Annotated in this window: 17 protein-coding genes; 1 reads left to right on the plus strand and 16 read right to left on the minus strand. The window is 56.4% G+C overall.

The features are described 5' to 3' along the window. Window positions 1-51 precede the first annotated feature (51 nt). Window positions 52-981: a succinate--CoA ligase subunit alpha gene (gene sucD, locus M3223_RS01500; protein WP_251558244.1), complete on the minus strand. Its 930-nt coding sequence runs from the start codon at window positions 979-981 to the stop codon at window positions 52-54. Window positions 982-1,030: 49 nt separating this feature from the next. Then, a complete protein-coding gene (gene sucC / locus M3223_RS01505; protein WP_251558246.1) occupies window positions 1,031-2,191 on the minus strand; it encodes an ADP-forming succinate--CoA ligase subunit beta in 1,161 nt (386 codons plus the stop codon). A 298-nt stretch (window positions 2,192-2,489) separates the two neighbouring features. Here sucC and M3223_RS01510 point away from each other — a divergent pair, with 298 nt between their 5' ends. Further along, window positions 2,490-4,082 (plus strand): YifB family Mg chelatase-like AAA ATPase, encoded by a 1,593-nt coding sequence (locus M3223_RS01510; protein WP_251558248.1) that lies wholly within the window; start codon window positions 2,490-2,492, stop codon window positions 4,080-4,082. 106 nt (window positions 4,083-4,188) lie between these two features. Here the strand turns inward: M3223_RS01510 and M3223_RS01515 are convergent, their stop codons facing one another. The 14 genes from M3223_RS01515 to smc all read right to left on the minus strand — a co-directional run bounded on the left by M3223_RS01515 (window position 4,189) and on the right by smc (window position 18,855). Then, the gene (locus tag M3223_RS01515; RefSeq protein ID WP_251558250.1) at window positions 4,189-4,641 is read right to left on the minus strand and encodes a YraN family protein; all 453 of its coding nucleotides are present in this window, start codon (window positions 4,639-4,641) and stop codon (window positions 4,189-4,191) included. Next, window positions 4,638-5,015 (minus strand): EscU/YscU/HrcU family type III secretion system export apparatus switch protein, encoded by a 378-nt coding sequence (locus M3223_RS01520; RefSeq protein WP_251558251.1) that lies wholly within the window; start codon window positions 5,013-5,015, stop codon window positions 4,638-4,640. Before M3223_RS01520 ends, M3223_RS01515 begins: the two co-directional genes overlap by 4 nt. Next, a complete protein-coding gene (locus M3223_RS01525) occupies window positions 5,012-7,162 on the minus strand; it encodes a flagellar hook-length control protein FliK (RefSeq protein ID WP_251558252.1) in 2,151 nt (716 codons plus the stop codon). The genes M3223_RS01520 and M3223_RS01525 overlap by 4 nt, the downstream gene beginning before the upstream one ends. Window positions 7,163-7,317: 155 nt before the next feature. Continuing rightward, complete coding sequence (locus M3223_RS01530; protein ID WP_251558253.1) at window positions 7,318-8,052, minus strand: ribonuclease HII; 735 nt, start codon at window positions 8,050-8,052, stop codon at window positions 7,318-7,320. Continuing rightward, window positions 8,049-8,927 carry a ribosome biogenesis GTPase YlqF gene (gene ylqF / locus M3223_RS01535; RefSeq protein WP_251558255.1) on the minus strand — a complete coding sequence of 293 codons (879 nt, stop codon included), beginning with the start codon at window positions 8,925-8,927 and terminating at the stop codon, window positions 8,049-8,051. The genes M3223_RS01530 and ylqF overlap by 4 nt, the downstream gene beginning before the upstream one ends. 40 nt (window positions 8,928-8,967) lie before the next feature. Continuing rightward, window positions 8,968-9,585 (minus strand): signal peptidase I, encoded by a 618-nt coding sequence (gene lepB / locus M3223_RS01540; RefSeq protein WP_251558258.1) that lies wholly within the window; start codon window positions 9,583-9,585, stop codon window positions 8,968-8,970. Between the two features lie 172 nt (window positions 9,586-9,757). Further along, window positions 9,758-10,102, minus strand: coding sequence for a 50S ribosomal protein L19 (gene rplS, locus M3223_RS01545; protein ID WP_028597453.1), 345 nt, complete (start codon window positions 10,100-10,102; stop codon window positions 9,758-9,760). A 245-nt stretch (window positions 10,103-10,347) separates the two neighbouring features. Then, complete coding sequence (gene trmD, locus M3223_RS01550; protein ID WP_251558260.1) at window positions 10,348-11,280, minus strand: tRNA (guanosine(37)-N1)-methyltransferase TrmD; 933 nt, start codon at window positions 11,278-11,280, stop codon at window positions 10,348-10,350. Between the two features lie 3 nt (window positions 11,281-11,283). Continuing rightward, window positions 11,284-11,802 (minus strand): ribosome maturation factor RimM, encoded by a 519-nt coding sequence (gene rimM, locus M3223_RS01555; RefSeq protein WP_251558262.1) that lies wholly within the window; start codon window positions 11,800-11,802, stop codon window positions 11,284-11,286. Window positions 11,803-11,897: 95 nt separating this feature from the next. Next, window positions 11,898-12,170, minus strand: a complete 273-nt coding sequence (gene rpsP / locus M3223_RS01560) for a 30S ribosomal protein S16 (RefSeq protein ID WP_251558264.1) — start codon at window positions 12,168-12,170, stop codon at window positions 11,898-11,900. A 65-nt stretch (window positions 12,171-12,235) separates the two neighbouring features. Continuing rightward, window positions 12,236-13,639, minus strand: a complete 1,404-nt coding sequence (gene ffh, locus M3223_RS01565; protein WP_251558265.1) for a signal recognition particle protein — start codon at window positions 13,637-13,639, stop codon at window positions 12,236-12,238. Window positions 13,640-13,743: 104 nt separating this feature from the next. Next, window positions 13,744-14,118: a YlxM family DNA-binding protein gene (gene ylxM, locus M3223_RS01570; RefSeq protein WP_251558267.1), complete on the minus strand. Its 375-nt coding sequence runs from the start codon at window positions 14,116-14,118 to the stop codon at window positions 13,744-13,746. A gap of 98 nt (window positions 14,119-14,216) precedes the next feature. Beyond that, complete coding sequence (gene ftsY / locus M3223_RS01575) at window positions 14,217-15,206, minus strand: signal recognition particle-docking protein FtsY (protein ID WP_251558269.1); 990 nt, start codon at window positions 15,204-15,206, stop codon at window positions 14,217-14,219. A 58-nt stretch (window positions 15,207-15,264) separates the two neighbouring features. Beyond that, window positions 15,265-18,855 carry a chromosome segregation protein SMC gene (smc, locus tag M3223_RS01580; protein WP_251558271.1) on the minus strand — a complete coding sequence of 1,197 codons (3,591 nt, stop codon included), beginning with the start codon at window positions 18,853-18,855 and terminating at the stop codon, window positions 15,265-15,267. Window positions 18,856-18,994 lie beyond the last annotated feature (139 nt).

The following is an 18,994-nucleotide window of genomic DNA, read 5'->3' on the forward strand; positions in this document are numbered from 1 at the left end:
TCCCGTAAGGGAGAAGAAGGCTGCTTGCCTTCTTCGGGTATACGCTGCGGTTTAGTGCGTTTTGCACTTCTCCAGCAGTCCTTTTTCCTCCAGAACGCCAACAAGTGTGGAGCCCATGTCGGACGGAGTCGGAGCAACCTTGATGCCGCACGCTTCGAGCGTTGCGATTTTTTCGGATGCCGTTCCTTTGCCGCCGGAAATGATTGCGCCAGCATGTCCCATGCGTTTGCCCGGAGGGGCCGTAGCGCCGCCGATGAAGCCGACAACCGGCTTAGTCATGTTCGCTTTGATCCACTCGGCTGCTTCTTCCTCAGCCGTGCCGCCGATCTCGCCGATCATGATAACCGCATAGGTGTCCGGATCTTCATTGAACAGGCTCAGAATGTCGATGAACTCGGAGCCTTTAACCGGGTCGCCGCCGATACCGACTGCGGTCGATTGGCCGATGCCGCGAGTCGTCAGCTGATGAACCGCCTCATAAGTGAGCGTTCCCGAGCGGGAAACGACGCCTACATGGCCTTTTCTGTGGATATATCCCGGCATGATGCCGATTTTGATCTCGTCCGGCGTAATAACGCCTGGGCAGTTCGGCCCGATCAGGCGGGTTTTTTTGCCTTCCATGTAACGCTTCACGCGTACCATGTCCAGCACCGGAATGCCTTCCGTAATACAGATGACAAGATCAAGCTCAGCCTCTACCGCTTCCATGATGGAGTCGGCCGCAAACGCTGGCGGAACGTAAATAACGGATACGGTAGCGCCCGTAGCGTCAACTGCCTCGCGCACCGTATTGAAAACCGGCAGGGATTTCGTATCGCCGTTTTCCAGCGTGATGTCTACGTTTGTGCCGCCTTTGCCCGGGGTCACGCCGCCGACCATTTGGGTGCCGTAGTCAAGAGCGCCCTTCGTATGGAACAAACCGGTTTGGCCGGTAATGCCCTGGGTGATCACTTTGGTATCTTTGTTGATCAAAATGCTCATCGCAAATTCACATCCCCTAACAGAATTCGTATCTGCAGCCCCAAGGGCATTATTTCACGAGCGCAACGATTTTTTGGGCGCCGTCGGACATGCTGTCCGCCGCAACCAGGTTCAGGCCGGATTCGTTCAGAATCTGTTTGCCGAGCTCCACGTTTGTGCCTTCCAGACGTACAACGAGCGGACGCTGCAGGCCAAGCTCGCGGGCAGCCGCGACAACGCCTTCCGCAATGACGTCGCAGCGCATAATTCCGCCAAAGATATTGACGAAAATGCCTTTTACGTTGTCATCGGAAAGCAGAATTTTGAACGCCTCGGTTACTTTCTCCTTCGTCGCACCGCCCCCTACGTCCAGGAAGTTAGCCGGTTCGCCGCCGAAGTGCTTGATGATGTCCATCGTAGCCATGGCCAGGCCTGCGCCGTTAACCATACAGCCGATGTTGCCGTCAAGCGCGATGTAGCTGAGATCGTACTTGGAAGCTTCGATTTCTTTTGCATCCTCTTCGTCGAGGTCGCGCAGCGCCTGAATGTCCTTGTGGCGGTACAGCGCGTTGGAATCGAAGTTCAGTTTGGCGTCAAGCGCCATGACATTGCCGTCACCCGTCACAACAAGCGGGTTGATCTCGGCAATGGAGCAATCCTTCTCTACAAACGCCGTGTAAAGAGCCGTCATGAACTGAACCGTTTTGCGGATGAGCTCTTTCGGAATATTGATAGCGTATGCAAGACGCTGAGCCTGGAACGGCAGCAGTCCTACAGCCGGATCAACCACTTCTTTAATGATTTTCTCCGGGGAATGCTCGGCCACTTCCTCGATGTCCATGCCGCCTTCTTCCGACGCCATCATAACGACGCAGCCGGTTGCGCGGTCGACAACTACGCCGACATAATATTCCTTCTTGATGTCGCAGCCCTGCTCGATCAGCAGGCGCTTCACTTCCTTGCCTTCCGGACCCGTCTGGTGAGTGACAAGCACTTTGCCCAGAATCTCGGATGCGTATGCGCGCACCTCATCCAGATTCTTTGCAACCTTGACGCCGCCTGCTTTACCGCGGCCGCCAGCGTGGATCTGCGCCTTGACCACAACTACGGAGGTTCCCAGTTCCTTGGCTGCTTCGACAGCCTCGTCCACTGTGAAGGCAACTTTGCCCTCAGGGACTACAACCCCGTATTGTTTCAAGACTTCTTTGCCTTGATACTCATGAATATTCATTCACGACATCCTCCAATCCTCTGACTCAGGTGGAACAGCTAGGAAACAAACAAACATCTGTCATTATAGCACACACTTCGACGTGATTCCTCCAAATCATATATTAAATTATTTTTTCATTTTGACAAAACGATTCAATCAGGTCCGTATTGACAAGGAGTTCCATCTGCCCTATCCTTTAGCTGACCTTAGGTTTTACCCAGGGAACTACTAGTAATAAGGCTTATTCATAACGCTTTGCGAGTTGGGAAGTGAGGAAGCACCTTCGCCCGTTTATTTGGGGAGGGTGTTTTTTGTCATGTCCACTATGTCCTACAGCAAATTGACAAGCGCCAGCGTGCAAGGCGTTGACGGCTGCGCGATCGCCGTAGAGGTTGATCTGGCCAGCGGCTTGCCGCAAATTAACGTTGTCGGACTGCCCGATCCTTCCGTCCGCGAGTCGGTGGAGCGGGTTCGGGCGGCGCTGCGCAACAGCGGCTTCCAGTTTCCGATGCAGCGCATTACGGTCAATCTAGCTCCGGCGGATATCCGCAAGGAAGGCACCGCGTACGATTTAGCGATTGCAGCGGCGATTTTAATCGCAAGCGCCCAGCTGCAGGAGCGCCACTTCAAAGATACACTCGTCATCGGCGAGCTTGCGCTAAGCGGCGAGCTTTGCCGCGTGCCAGGCGTGCTGCCAATGGCGGAAGCCGCCCGTCGTATCGGCATGAAGCGGATTTTGCTGCCTGCCGGAAATGCGGCCGAGGCAGCGCTTATTAGCGGCATGGAAGTTTACGCAGCGAGCAGTCTCAAACAGCTGGCTGAATGCTGCCGCGAGGCGGAAGGCTGGGACAGTTTATTATGGCGCGGTGATGAAAGGCCGAAGAGCAGCAGCGCAGAGTCCGTCAACGCTTCTGCAACAGATTCGGTTTGGGCAGAAAACCGCCTCGATTATTCCGATGTGTTAGGACAGCATGCAGCCAAACGGGCTCTCGCCATCGCCGCAGCCGGCCGCCACAATATATTACTGTCCGGTCCGCCTGGCACTGGAAAAACGATGCTGATCCGCAGGCTGCCCGGCATTCTTCCGCCGATGTCCGACGAGGAATCACTGGAGGTGACCAAAATATACAGCGTCGCCGGCAAGCTTGCCCGGCTGGACACGCTCATTACCGAGCGGCCGTTCCGTTCGCCGCATCATACTATTTCTGCCGGAGGCCTTGTCGGCGGCGGCTCCATCCCCCGCCCCGGCGAAGTTACGCTGGCGCATCGCGGCGTGCTGTTTCTCGACGAGCTGCCGGAATTCCCGCGCGCGGCGCTGGAGTCGCTCCGTCAGCCGCTGGAGGACCGGGAGGTCACGCTGGCGCGGGCCCGCGCCGTATATCGCTTTCCCGCTTCCTTTCAGCTTGCGGCTTCCATGAATCCTTGCCCGTGCGGCTTTCTTGGCGCTACCGCCGGCGGCGCTCAAGGCCAGCCGGAATGCAGCTGCTCGCAAACCGCCATCGACCGGTACCGTTCGCGCATTTCCGGCCCCATGCTGGATCGAATCGACCTGCTCGTTGAGGTGCAGCGCCCGGAATCGATAGACAGCGCTCAGTCCGGGATGAGCACCGCCGATATGCGTGCGCTCGTACAGCGCGCCATTCAGGCGCAGCAAAAACGCCGGCCCGGGTTCGACGTGCTGTGGAACGGCGAATTGTCTGGCGTTGCACTGCGCCGGGCGGCTTCTCTGCAGCCGGAAGCGTCGAATCTGCTGCAGCAAGCATTTGACAGGCTCGGCATCAGCCTGCGCGCCCGCGACCGGATTTTGAAGCTGTCCCGCACCATTGCCGATATGGAAGGCTGTGAAGTGATTGAGGCCTCTCATGTGGCGGAGGCGATTCAATACCGGAGGCTGCCCGGCTGGAGTTGAATGCTAGCTTCAGAGATAAGTTATACCCAATCAGTTAAATATTAAAAAAGCATCCACTTCCGCGTACGATGCGGCTTGGATGCTTTTTTAGTCTTAATGGACTGGATTAAAAAGCTTGGCGGACATAAACGATGTCCTCCACCCTCTGTCCGCTGTAATCAAGCGTTACCGCCGCTGCGTCAAAGCGAATGTTTCCGCTCCAGCCCTTTTGCTGCACATACACAGATGCGACAAGGCGCACCTTCTGCTGCTTACGGCTGTGCAGCGCCTCCAACGCCGTTCCGAAACGGCTTCCGGCACGTGCGGAGCGAACCTCAACAACGACAAGCCGCCCATTGTCCCAGGCGATCAGATCAAGCTCTCCTTGACGGCAGCGCCAATTGCGCTCGGCGATTTTATAACCTTGCTCCAGCATCCATTCCGCAACGGCGTTTTCGGCAATTTCGCCGGAACGTTTTCTCTGGTCCGGCCGTTTGCCGACCGGCTGTGAGTCAGTGATGTATTTACTAGAACTAGCGTAACTCTCTTTGCCGCTATCTCTATCCCCTGCCCTATTCATAAACGTCCTTGTTGGTGAGCATTCGTTCCCGCCTCATCCTGAAACGACCGCGCCTCACGATCCGTTCTGTAGATAAAACTCAGTACTTCCGCTACCAGCTCGTACAGCTCGGGCGGTATTTGCTGGTCGAGATCAAGCTTGGACAATACCTCCACCAAAGAGCGGTCTTCCTGCACCGGCACGCCATTTTCCCTTGCTCGCTGTACAATTTCTTCCGCCAAGTTCCCTTTGCCCTTTGCGGTAACAGTCGGAGCACCGTCAACAGGATTGTATTTGAGAGCGACCGCTTTACGCGGCGGTTCAGCCTTTTCTCCGGCTGGCTTCAAATCGCGCTGTCCCTCGATTTTGCCGTAAGTCTGCTCATTTCCGCTCATACTTTGAGATCCACCCCACGGTAAACATCCTGACTCCACTGCGACGGGACGCTGCTCTTTCCAGACTCTCCTGCTTGATTGCCTTCCATCTGCACCGCTGGTTTCGGTTCCACAGCGCGAAGGCCCAGCAGACGGTAGCCGGATTCCTGAAGCCGATTATTCAACTCAGGCCTGCCAGCCTCCAGCAGCTGAGGGATGACTGGATTAGCCCCATATACCGTCAATGACACCACTTTATCGACAACATGCACGTCAATTGCAGTTGTGCCAAGCGAGCTGAGCTCAAGCTGGAACAGCAGCCTGCAGTTAGCTGCGTCTACGGCTCCTTTGCCGCCGCGGCGCGTCTGAACTTGGATTGTAGCCGTGGACTCACCGTCCGGCGTCTTGATCGGAAGCTGCAAGCTTAACTGAGAAAAGAAAATCCCGCTTCGCTCCGGCGAAAGCAGCAGCTGCTGGCCGGTAATTTGCTGCATCAGTTGATTGCCCGCTTCTTTCACCGCTGCAGGGACGTCAGGCTGCTCAAGCAGCTGAAGCAGAGCCGCCTTCAATGTCACTTCGCTCTGCCCTTCCGCCAAAGCGCCAGCTGGCAATGCAAAGGCAGCAGCTGCTCTTGCTTCAGATGAAGTGATCCTTTCGTTTAAGGCGGGTGCGGATTTGCCCGCAGCAGCCTCTGATTCACCGTCCGTTAAGTTATCGCCGGTTCTGACGCTGCCTGGAGCGTCTGCTTTCATGGCCTGCTGCGTTCCTGTTTGGGGGGCAGAGGCGGCAGCACCAGCCGATTTACCGGCGGCAGCTGAATCAGCGGCGTTCCCAGAATATGAACCCCCGGCAGCAGCCCGCTGTGCAGTCTCTGCGGCTGGCTCAGTTGGCGACCCCACCGGTAATCGGGCTGCCGTTCGAATGATCTGGCCATCAACCGTCCTGCTGCCAGCATTGGCTGCAGTCTCATCTCCAACAGGTTGCGCAGCATGACCGTGGTTGGCAGGCTGAGAGGTCCCTGTACGCGGCTCGCCTGCTCCTTTTGGCTGCTGAGCAGGAAGCTCTAATAAAGCATGTTCATGAGAAGTACCCATCCATTGCAAAAATGCTTTAACCGATGCGGCTGTCCCTTGCGCCCCGCCGCCAGCAGGGCTGGCAGCAGCAGACAATGCCGGTTTATCTCCGCCTCGCATCAACTCTGTCCGGGGTTCGGCTGGAGCGGCTTCATTTGCAGCAGCTTCTGATGCGGTCAAACCAGAAGGCGGCAAGCTGCTAGCACTTATCTGCTTTGCACCAACAGCTTCATTTGGATCTGCTTTACCAGCAATCCCAGCTTGGTTTCCTCGCTCTGTATGAGGCGCAATCCACCCCCCGCCCTCTTTCAACAGAGTCAACAGCCTCGCGGCGACTTCTCCCCCGCTTGAAGCGGACGCCACTCCGTTTGCCGCCGGTACGTTTCCTTCAAGCTGTGAAGAACGCAGTGTCAGCTCACCCGCTCCTGCCGGCCCTCCAGCAGTGCCTGGCGCCGCAGCTGAGGCAGGTTGAGCCACGACTCCCGCCTGCCGGCTGCCTGCCCAAGCTTCCAGCTCCTGCTGGAGCTTGCCGAGCAATTCGTGAACCGGAGGTCCCGACATCGCTTGTCGCAGTGCAAGCAATGTCTCTTGAGTCACCGGCAAACCCCGCTGAATTGCAGAAGCTGCTGCCCGCAGCCATTCGGCTGCATCCGCCCCTTCCGGCTTCAGCGCTGCTGCCGTGGCGACTGCGGCAGCCGTCTCGCGAGTTAGCGGCAGCCCAGCCGCACGCAGCTCCTTAAGCAGTGCAGCAGCGCCGCTATCCTTGCCCGGCAACCCAAGCTTGGCAGCTAGCTCCTTCCACTGCTCCAATTCCGGCTCACCTGTTCCTTTAGCCGTTTTATCTGCCAGCTTCAGCAGCAGCAATCCTTCCGGCGTCTCTCCTTGCACTTGAAGCGAAGCCGTCTGGCCTGCTTTTAACGGCGTTTCCAGCTTGGCAACAAGCTGGTTGTCCCCAATTTGCAGCAAAGCCTCGTTAGCTCCAGGCCCTGCCTCAACAACCGTTGCCCGCACCGTCTGTCCCGGCCTCAGCTCCAATACCCGGTTGGCGGCAGGCTGAATGTCCCCGACCAGCTTCATAAACGATCCGATATTCATCCCGCAGCCTCCTTTTGACGCGTAATCGGATCTGCCCTCACTCCGATAACGCAGCCTATCTATGCCGTTATATCGACCAAAATCCGCCTAGTTATGAGCCGTTTTGCATGAAAAAAAACCTTGTGAACGTACGCTTCCGCGTCCCCTTCACAAGGTTAGAATAAGGTCTGCTGCTCCTGCGGTAAAATTTTGCCCAGGAAGGAACGGCGATGCAGCGGCGTCGCCCCGAACTGTGCCAGCGCCTCGCGGTGCATGGCTGTTGCATAACCTTTATGTACGGCAATGCCGTAAGCCGGATAGTGCAGATCCCAAACTTCCTTGCACAGCCGGTCGCGTGTCACTTTTGCGATGATAGACGCGGCGCCGATCGACTGGCTCAGCGCGTCGCCATGAATAATCCGGGTCTGCGGCAGCTCCAAATCCACTGTCTCGGCATCAATGAGCAGATGCTCCGGCTGCGGATTCAATGCCAACACCGCTTGTTTCATGGCGAGACGCGAAGCTTGACGAATATTAATGCGGTCGATTTCCGCCGAATCCACGCGCGCTACTGCCCAAGCAACCGCCGCATCAATGATAACGTTGTAAAGCTGCTCCCGCTTTTTCTCGGACAGTTTTTTTGAATCATGAACGCCTTCCAAAACAAGGCCAGCCGGCAAAATAACCGCAGCCGCTACAACATCGCCGAATAAACAGCCGCGTCCAACCTCATCAACGCCGCATACGAACTCCTGTCCATCCGCCCAATGCCGTTTCTCGAACGCAAGCAGATCAACGACGTCCTCATCAGAGGGCCCGCCCGCTTCCACAGTCTCATCCGATTCAAGCGGCAACAGGTTCTGCTCGTCCTTGACTTGCGCCGAATGCGGCGCCCCTTTGCGGCGGCTCATGACTTTGCTGCCGGAGGGGCCGCCTCCAGTGTCAGTCGTCCAAGCTTGCCGGCGCGCATTTCGCGCAAAATTATGCCGGATACCTTCTCCAGATCAACCCGTCCGCCGCTGATCAAGCAGCCGCGGTTGCGGCCGATTTGCTCCATGACGGCAACAATTTGCATGTTATCATCCAGATCAGTCGGCTGCTCATCCAGGCCAAAACGCTCCTGCATCTCCGGCCAGTACCGCTCAACCAGCACGCGGACCGCAAAATACGCCACGTCCTCAATGTTGAGCACCTGCTCCTTAATTGCTCCGGTCATCGCCAGCTTGTAACCAACCAACTGATCCTCAAACTTCGGCCACAAAATACCCGGCGTATCCAGCAGCTCCATCTCACTGCCAACCTTAATCCACTGCTGGCCCTTCGTCACGCCAGGACGGTCGCCGGTAGCTGCGATATGACGGCCAGCCAGCCGGTTGGTCAGCGTCGACTTGCCGACGTTCGGAATACCGACAATTAACGCCCGCATCGCACGCGGATTCATGCCCCGGTCCAGCATACGCTGGATTTTGTCGTTCAAAATTTCGCGGACCTTAACGGGAATCTCGTTTACCCGGGAACCGGTGGATGAATCGACCGCAATGCTGGGATATCCTTTGGAAGCAAAATAAGCCATCCAGCGGTCAGTTTCCCGGGAGTCAGCGAGATCCGCTTTGTTCAGCAGAATGAGTCGTGGTTTGCCCCTCAGAATGTCGTCCACCATCGGGTTGCGGCTGGACATAGGAACGCGCGCATCCAGCAGCTCGATGGCAATATCAATCAGCTTGAGCTTGTCCTCGATTTGCCTGCGAGCGCGTGTCATATGTCCGGGGAACCACTGAATCGTCATGCGAACACCTCTTTTTAAAAATTGAGGGCAGGCTCAGCGCCTACCCATGTTTTATAATTTGAATGTCGTTGAGCGGCCAGAAAATCAGATCGGCACGCCCAATCAGCTGATCGTAAGGGATAAAACCGATTCTCCGGCTGTCCTCGCTGTTGCTGCGATTGTCGCCCATAGCAAGGAATGTACCCTCTGGCACTTTTCCTTCAGGAACGAATTCGTTCGGGAAATTCGGCCCGTTTTGATTCCACAGCTCGCCTCTCGCTTGCGCGTCGGCAATGGCTTGTTTCAAATACGGCTCGTCCTGCTTTTTGTCATTCACATATACATCGTCGCCTTCTACACGAACGGTGTCGCCCGGTACGGCAATGACACGTTTAATGAAATCCCGGCCTTCTTGCGGAACATGGAATACAACAACCTCGCCCGGCTTCGGCTTGCGGAATTCGTATAAAATTTTATTGACGATCAGCCGTTCGCCAGTATGGAAGTTCGGCTGCATGGACGGTCCATCCACCGCAAATGGGGCAAAGAGGAACCAGCGGATCACCCAGACCAGTATCGCCGCAATTGCCAGCGCTTTGATCCATTCAAAAATCTCTTTCCGGGCCTTGCTTCCGCCTGACGCCGGTTGCTGCTGCTCCTGGAGCTGCTCGTCCACCATCTGTGCTCAGCCTTCTTTCCGTCTCCCGAAAGGGTGTTCTCTATGGCCATTTCCCGGTCTGCTTCCATTTATAAAAAGGAGCATGGGAACAGCTTCCATTCATACACGAAAAGGGGCTTGTTTGCGGCAAGCCCCTCTAAGCATTCCATCTTTACGGCACTTCAATCGTTGCCTAGCGGCGGATTTCTTTAATCCGCGCTGCTTTACCGCGCAGTTCACGCAGGTAGTACAGTTTCGCGCGGCGCACTTTACCGCGGCGGGTAACCTCGATGCGATCGATCTTAGGCGAGTTGATCGGGAACGTACGCTCCACGCCAACACCGTAAGAAATTTTGCGGACGGTAAACGTCTCGCTAATTCCGCCGCCGCGACGTTTAATTACAACGCCTTCGAACAGCTGAACGCGCTCGCGGGATCCCTCGATAACTTTTACGTACACTTTCAGCGTGTCGCCAGGACGGAAGCTAGGGATGTCCTTACGAAGCTGCTCTTGGGTAATCGCTTGTACAATGTTCATGAGTAGTGCCTCCTTCCACCATAGACGTTCATATAAGCTAGCCGACTCTCCAAATGAGCCGGATCGTTGCCGATAGAGGACCGCCCGAGTTTGCAAACAACATTGCCAATCATACCATAGCCCGGACGAAAATACAATGCCCGGCACGGACAAAGGTTAATTTTCTCCTTGCTGAACGTCCATTAGAAATGAGGAACATGGTTCCCTTCTATGTAAGCATTTCAACAAGTCTCACGATCCGGATTTTATTGGTTATCGCTCTGCTGCTTGGCGCGGATCCAGTCCCGCTCCTTGTCCGACAGCGGCGCGGCCTCCAGCAAATCCGGCCTGCGCTGCAAAGTCCGCTGCAGCGATTGTTCCCGCCGCCATTGCTCAATGCGACTGTGGTGCCCCGACAGCAGCACCTCCGGGACATCCCAGCCTCGAAAGCTCGCAGGACGGGTGTAGTGAGGGTACTCCAGCAATCCGGTGCTGTAGGAATCTGTAACGGCCGACGACTCGTTGCCAAGTACGCCGGGAAGCAGCCGCACAACACTATCAATCATGACCATCGCCGGCAGCTCGCCGCCGGTCAGCACATAGTCGCCTATGGACAGCTCGTCCGTGACAAGATGTTCGCGAATCCGCTCGTCATAACCTTCGTAATGTCCGCAAATAAAAATAAGCCGTTCCTCCGCCGCCAGCTCCTCCGCTTTGCGCTGGGTGAACGGTTCTCCTTGCGGGCACATTAAAATAATTCGCGGCGGGCGGCTGCCTTTAGCTGACTCACCCGGAACGCCCGCTTCAGCACTCTCGGTACCAGAGGGAGCAGAATGTGACAGGTAATCCGCTCCCTTTGAAACCGGCAGTCCAACGCTCTCCGATGCGGGTTGGGCTTCCCCGTCCTGTTCCAACACAGCGTCAAAACCTGGCGTTCCGAACGTAGAATCGGCGCCAGACTTAGGCTTCAATCCGAGCAGATCCTCTACAGCCGAAAATACAGGTTCAGCCTTGAGCACCATGCCGCCTCCGCCGCCATACGGATAGTCGTCAACCGTATTATGCTTGTTATTCGCATATAGACGGAAATTAACCGCATTCAGCGAGACGATGCCCTTATCCCGGGCTTTGCCGAGTATGCTGGCCCCGAAAACGCCGTCGAACATTTCCGGGAACAGCGTCAGCACATCAATTCTCATCGGCTACATCAACCCTTCCAGCAGCCGGACCGTAATCTTTTTGCTGTGAACATTGACCTTCAGCACGACGTCATCGATATAGGGAAGCAGCAGCTCTTTGCCATTCTCCAGCTCTACGACCCATACGTCATTGGCGCCGGGACGGAGAATCTCGGTGACGACACCAAGCCGCTCCTCTTCCTCTGTAATCACTTCGCAGCCAATAATATCTGTGTAGTAAAATTCGCCTTCATCCAGCTTCTCACGGTGTTCCCCCGTAATTTTAAGCAGGCTGCCCTTGAACTTTTCCACCTCGTTAATATTGTCAAAGCCTTTCAGCTTAACGATATAGGTGTTTTTGTGGTTACGCGAGCTAAGCACTTCCACCTGGACTGCGCCAGGCTCATCTGCCCTATGAATCCACAGCTTGCTGCCGCGCGCAAAACGCTGTTCCGCAAAATCCGTATGCGGCACGATTTTGACCTCTCCGCGAATTCCGTGCGTATTGGCGATTTCGCCGACTGTGTACCATTGTTCCGCCATCAGTATCACCTCGCATTGTATGCAAAAGGGGCTAGGATATACATCCTAACCCTCTTGCCAAGCTCTTATTCCGAAATCATCCCGAGGGCGATTTCTTATTTTTGGTGCTTCAGCTCGTGGAATTTCGTAAGCACGCCTGCTTTGGAAAGCAGGTTGCGGACGGTGTCAGAAGCTTGCGCTCCCGTTTGCAGCCACTTGAGGGCTTTCTCTTCGTCGATATTCACTTGAGCCGGTTGTGCAACCGGGTTATAAGTGCCGATTTCTTCGATGAAACGACCGTCGCGCGGGGAACGGGAATCAGATACCACGACGCGGTAGAAAGGTGCTTTGTGAGCGCCAATGCGTTTCAGACGGATACGTACTGCCATTTTACTTCACCTCCTTGAAAGAATCAGGCGCCAATGGACGCCGTTTAAAGCTCCTCCGTCGGCAATCAGCCGAACGGAAACTTTTTGTTTTTGCCGAACATGCCCTTGAGGCTGTTCATATTCATACCGCCCTTGGCTCCCTTAGGCATCTTCATGCCGCCTCCGGGTCCCATCATAGAGCTGAACTGTTTCATCATTTTGCGCATATCGTCGAACTGCTTAATCAGGCGATTGACCTCGGCAATTGAGGTGCCGCTGCCTGCGGCAATCCGTCTACGGCGGCTATGATTCAGAATCTCGGGCTTGCGCTTCTCATCGGTCGTCATCGACTTCACGATTGCTTCGATACGTCCGACCTGTTTGTCGTCCACCTTGAGATCCTTCATGCCCTTCATCTTGTTCATGCCCGGCAGCATGTCCATGATCTGATCCAGCGGCCCCATATTGCGGACCTGCTCCATCTGCTCCAGGAAATCCTCGAAGGTGAACTCGGCGTTGCGCATCTTGCGCTCCATCTCGGCCGCTTTATCTGCATCAATGCCCGCCTGAGCTTTCTCAATCAGGGAAAGCATGTCGCCCATACCGAGAATCCGGGATGCCATTCGCTCAGGATGGAAAGGCTCAAGCGGTTCGATTTTTTCGCCGCTTGCGGCAAACTTGATCGGACAGCCCGTGACAGCCTTGACCGACAGCGCCGCGCCGCCGCGGGTATCGCCGTCCAGCTTCGTCAGCACAACGCCAGTCAGCTCAAGCTGATCGTGGAAGCTTTGCGCCACGTTAACCGCTTCTTGGCCTGTCATGGCATCAACAACAAGCAGCACCTCATCGGGTTTTGTTACCTCATGAATTTGCTTCAGCTCTTCCATAAGCGCTTCATCGATGTGCAGCCGGCCGGCCGTATCGATGATGACATAATCAAGCCCGTTGTCCTTGGCATGCTGCAGACCTTGACGAGCAATCTCCACTGGAGATGTCTGGTCGCCGAGCGTGAATACCGGAACGCCGATTCCGCTGCCGACCACTTGCAGCTGCTTGATTGCGGCAGGACGGTAAATATCGCCCGCCACAAGCAGCGGCTTGTGGTTCGATTTTTTGAGCATGAGCGCAAGCTTGCCCGACGTCGTCGTTTTACCGGCGCCCTGCAGGCCCGCCATCATAATAACGGTCGGCGGCTTGTTGGCCTTCGCCAGCTTGCTCTGCGTACCGCCCATCAGCTCGGTCAGTTCCTTGTTCACGATGTCAATGATGACCATGCCCGGCGTAAAGCTCTTCTGCAGCTCTTGGCCGAGTGCCTTCTCCTTGACCTTCGCGATAAACTCCTTGACCACCTTAAAGTTAACGTCAGCTTCCAGCAGGGCAAGTCTGACCTCGCGCATGGCGTCGTTCAGGTCTTCCTCCGTTACCTTGCCCTTGCCGCGCAACTTGCCGAACACACTCTGCAGCCGGCTTGACAGTCCTTCAAAAGCCATTGTCGCCACCTCCTGTCCGCTTCTTCCTTGATTTTCATTGCGCATTTACTACTGTACATCTATAAAATCCGGCGTTATGCCCGCCGTTCATAATTGATTCAATCTCATTGCATCGTACCGGGAAGCAGCGCTTCCCGCAGCCCGTGGGCCAAACTGCTGATCCGTTTGCCCTCATCGGCCTCTAAACCAAGCGCGGCGCGCTCCAGCTCGTCCAGCAGCTGCGCCGCAGCCGCCGAGCGTTCCAGCAGCCCGATCTTTGCTTCGTATTCCTCCAGCAGCAAACCGCCACGCTTCACATGCTCGTACACGGCTTGTCTGCTAATGCCCAGCTCTGCGGCAATCTCGCCAAGCGAGAAGTCTTCCCGAAAATAAGAAGTCAGGATATCGACCTGCTTCTCGGTGAGCAGCGTACCGTATAGATCAAACAGCATGTTGATCCGGTTTGTCTTCTCCAGAGCATCGCGGCTATCCGCTCCCATCACAGCAGCTCCTTCCGCCGGATGTTTCTTCGCGAGACCTATCATAACGCAGCGGACATCAGGTGTCAAGCTTAAGACCTTGTCACCTTGTTACAATGCTATTCGTCCTGCTCCTGCTCGCGAATAATTCCGGCGAACAAGGCGTGAACAAACTGCTCGCTGTCGAATGTCTGCAGGTCGCCCATTTTTTCGCCGAGGCCGACCAGTTTGACCGGCAAGCTAAGCTCGTTGCGGATAGCGATGACGATACCGCCTTTTGCCGTGCTGTCCAGTTTTGTCAGCACGAGGCCGGTTACGCCGCTTTTCTCCCCGAACAGCTTGGCTTGGCTGAGCGCGTTCTGGCCGGTGTTGGCGTCCAGCACGAGCAGCACTTCATGCGGAGCGCCGGGAATTTCACGCTGGATGACGCGGAAAATTTTGTTCAGCTCTTCCATCAGATTGTTTTTGTTTTGCAGCCGGCCCGCCGTGTCGCAGAGCAGTACGTCGACTTTACGCTGCTTGGCGGCATGAACCGCATCGTACATAACCGCCGCCGGGTCGGAGCCCGCCTGCTGGCGGATGACGTCAACGCCGACGCGCTGTCCCCATACTTCCAGCTGCTCAATCGCACCGGCGCGGAATGTGTCTCCTGCAGCGAGCAACACGGATTTGCCTTCGCTTTTGAAACGATGCGCCAGCTTGCCGATCGTAGTCGTTTTGCCAACGCCGTTAACGCCGACGAACAGAATAACCGTAATGCCGTCTTCCGCAATACGCAAACTGTTGTCCTGATCTCCGCCAAGCAGTCCAATCAGCTTTTCAGACAGCACCGGCTGCAGCTGGGACGCTTCCTCGATCTTGCGCTTTTTAACCTCTGCGCGCAGATCTTCAATCAGCTCCATGACCGTATTGACGCCTACGTCGGCGCCGATCAAAATCTCTTCGAGCTCCTCGTAGAACTCTTCGTCGATCTTTTTGCGGCGCGTAATAAGCTCTTCAACCCTCTCAACGAGAGCGGTGCGTGTTTTGGCCAAACCTTCCTTAAACACATTTGTTACGGACTCAGCCTTGCTTGCGATGCTATCCTTCAGCTTTTTGAAAAAGCCCATTGCAATCCCTCCGGTACTAACTTGTCATAGTTAAAATTATCGGCGAACCGATCATGCATCATGCCGAGGCCGACTCGTCCCCATCCTCAAAATCGTCCTCCAGACGGACGGACACAAGCTTGGATACGCCGCCCTCTTCCATCGTGACGCCGTACAGCACATCGGCCTCTTCCATCGTGCCTTTGCGATGAGTGACGACGATGAACTGGGTCAGCTCCGAGAACTCCCGCAAATACTGGGCAAAACGGGATACATTCGCCTCGTCCAAAGCCGCTTCGACCTCGTCGAGCACGCAGAACGGCACCGGCTTCACCTGCAAAATTGCAAACAGCAGCGCAATTGCCGTCAGCGCGCGCTCTCCGCCGGAGAGCAGCTGAAGGTTTTGAAGCTTCTTACCCGGCGGCTGGGCGAGAATATCAATGCCCGTATCCAAAATCCGCTCGGGATCGGCTAGCGTCAGGTCAGCACGTCCGCCGCCGAACAGCTTGGCAAATACGACGACGAAATGCCGGCGGATCTCCTCAAATGTAAGGCGGAAACGGCGCGACATTTCATCCTCCATCTCGCGGATGACCTCATACAGCGTTGCCTTTGCCTCCATCAAATCCTGGCGCTGGCTGTCTAGAAACTCGAACCGTTCGCGAACGCGCTGATATTCTTCAATCGCTCCGAGATTGACGTCCCCGAGCGCCCCGATACGGCGCTTCAGATCGCGCACAGCGGTTTGCGCCTCGGCGGCGTCACCTTCCAGCTGGTAACGCGCTTTTGCCAGCTCGTAGCTTAAGCCATATTCCTCGCTCAGCTTGCGCAGCAGGTTGTCCAGCTCAACATCTAGACGGTTGACGGCAATTTCGGTCTGCCGCAGCTGTTCCTCGACACGTTTGAGCCCGTTGCGCTGCTCGCGCGTTTCATTTTCCATCAGCTCCAGCTCACGGCCCTTATCAGCTCTCGCCGAACGTTTGAGGTCAGTTTGCTCACTGCAATCCTGTTTGCGCAGGCGCAACCGGTTAAGCTCTTCGATCTGGCGCACAGAGTCTTCCTCAAGCTTCTCCAGCTCAGCGGTACGCTGGCGAAGCTGCGCATCCACGGCAGCGGCTTCGTTAGCCGCACGGCTTACGTCGGAGCGGACCCGGTTCAACGTATCCTGCACCGCCAGCCGCTCTTGATCGGCCTTCGCCATCTGAATTTTCAGGTCGGTGAGCTGAACCTGCAGCTCCTCCTTCTCCGATTCGCTCGCTTTGCGCCGCTCCTCGGCGATGCGAATCGCCTCCTGCAAACCGGCTTCGCGAATGCCCAGCTCGTCAAGCCTCGCCGCCGCCTCGGCAGAGGAGTTGCGAAGCGACTGCTCTTCCTCCTCGTAGCCGGAACGGTCTGAGCTGAACACAGCGCCTTGTTCCGCCAATGCCGACAGCTCGCTCTCGGCATGCTGCAGCTCAGCACGCTGCTGCTGCTCCTGCAGCTTCAGACGCTCCGCAGTCTCACGCAGCTCGTCTCGGTTCTGAGCCGCAATAGAAGCCTCCTTGCGAATATCAGACAGCTCCGCGCGCACGCGATCCAGCTGCCGCTGCAGCTCGCTGGATTCCTCGTCCAGCTGCTCGATTTGGCGCTGCCGGCCAAGCAGGCTGGCTCCTTTTTTCTGCAGGCTGCCGCCGGTCATGGAGCCGCCCGCGTTCACGATGTCTCCCTCTAACGTCACGACGCGGAAGCGATATCCGCAGCGGGCCGCAATCCGGTTCGCCGCCTCCAAATTCTCGGCAAGCAGCACGTTGCCGAGCAAATTGCCGACGATGGACTCGTACTTCGAATCGCAGGATACAAGCTCCGCGGCGATACCGATGAATCCCTCCATCGTCGAAAGCTGCCTGCGGTCCTGTTCCGGCACGGAACGCGCCTTGATAACATCTAGCGGCAGGAACGTCGCCCGTCCTAGCTGGCGCTGCTTCAGAAAAGCAATTGCCGCCCGCGCTGTACGCTCGTCCTGCATGACAACATGCTGCATCGCGCCGCCAAGCGCGGTTTCTACCGCCGTTTCAATGCGATGCGGCACGCGCACCAGCTCGGCTACCGCACCGTGCACACCTTCCAAACCACCGGAAGACCGGCGGGACGCTTTCAGCACTTCCCGCACGCCGTGCATGAAGCCGTCGAGCGCATCCTGCATTTCCTTCATCGTGTCGCGGCGGGATACCAGGGCTTCCTTGCGCTGTTCCCAGCTGCGGACAGCAGCCGACGCTTCCTCTTGACGCTTCTGAAGCTGCTGAACGCGCTGGGACTCCTCTATGTACTTGCTTCGAACGTTTTCCAGCTCCGCAGACGTGGCGGCAAGCGCCGCGCCAAGCTCCGCCTGTTTTCCTTGCAGCCGGCCGGATTGCTCCTGCCATTTGCCTTCTTCGCCGCCCAACCGTTCCTTGCGGCGCTGCAGCGTTTCCAGCTGCTGTTCCGCATAACGAATCTCGTTGCGCAGCTGAGCCATCGTGCTCAGCACCTCAAGCAGCTCGCCCTTCAGCGATTCCCCCGCTACCAGCGATGTGCCGCCGGCAACACCCTGCAGCCGGTTCTCTTCGCTGCCCGCACGGCTGCGAAGGTCGATCAGCTGCGCCTCAAGCGCTGATGCTTTGGCGCGAACCTGCTCCTCTTCGGCGGCCAGCTCTTGCTTGCGGATCGCCAATGTCTCCTGCGTCTGCTGCAGCTGCTCAAGACTGTCGCCGAGATAACGACGGCGCTCCTTGAGCACCTCGCCATGGCCTTCGCATTTCTCGAATTCCTCGCTGTACTCCAGCATGCTGGCATGCAGCTCTTCCAGCTGCTCCTCCAGACGGCGCAGCTCCTGGCGGTCCTTCTCGAGCGAAGCATCATGTTTGCTGACGACCGAAGCGAGCTCCAGCTCTTCCTTTTTGAGCGATTCCAGGCGGCTGTTGTTCTCGTTCCAGCTTTGATGCACGCCGTCAATCTGATGAACGTACAGAGCAATCTCGCTGTTTTTCAGCTCTTCCTTCAGCTCTTTATAAAGCACGGCGCGTTCGGATTGCTCGCGCAGCGGCTCCACCTGATCCTCTAGTTCAGATACGAGATCATGAATGCGGAGCAGATTGTTTTCGGTGTCGTCCAGCTTGCGCTGCGCTTCCTTTTTGCGCGCCTTGTACTTCACGATGCCTGACGCTTCCTCAAAAATACCGCGCCGGTCCTCCGAACGGGTGCTGAGAATTTCCTCAATCCGGCCTTGGCCGATAATGGAGTAGGCTTCTTTGCCAATGCCGGTATCCATGAACAGCTCGGTAATATCCTTCAAACGGCAAGGCTGGCGGTTAATCATATATTCGCTGTCACCGCTGCGGTGAACGCGCCGCGTCACCGTTACCTCGGAATTTTCCACAGCAAGAGTGCCGTCGGAGTTGTCCAGCGTCAGCGACACCTCCCCGTAATTCACCGCTTTTCGAGCATCGCTGCCGGCAAAAATAATATCTTCCATTTTACCGCCGCGCAGGCTTTTGGCGCTTTGCTCGCCTAGCACCCAGCGGATGCCGTCAGAAATATTGCTTTTGCCGCTTCCGTTCGGGCCTACTACAGCGGTAATACCGCGCACAAACTCCATTTCGGTCTTATCGGCAAACGATTTAAAGCCGGATAATTCAATTCGCTTCAACAACATAGATCGGTGTTCACCTCTTGCGGCTATTGTATCATAGGTTAGCGGCCTACAGCACGGCTTGCCGCCCTATTGGAGCATCCGTCCAGGGACTTACCGATAAAAAAATCCCGGCAACCTGATCGATCAGGTTGCCGGGATT

It is taken from the genome of Paenibacillus pasadenensis, assembly GCF_023715725.1.
Classification (GTDB): Bacteria; Bacillota; Bacilli; order Paenibacillales; family Paenibacillaceae; genus Paenibacillus_O; species Paenibacillus_O pasadenensis_A.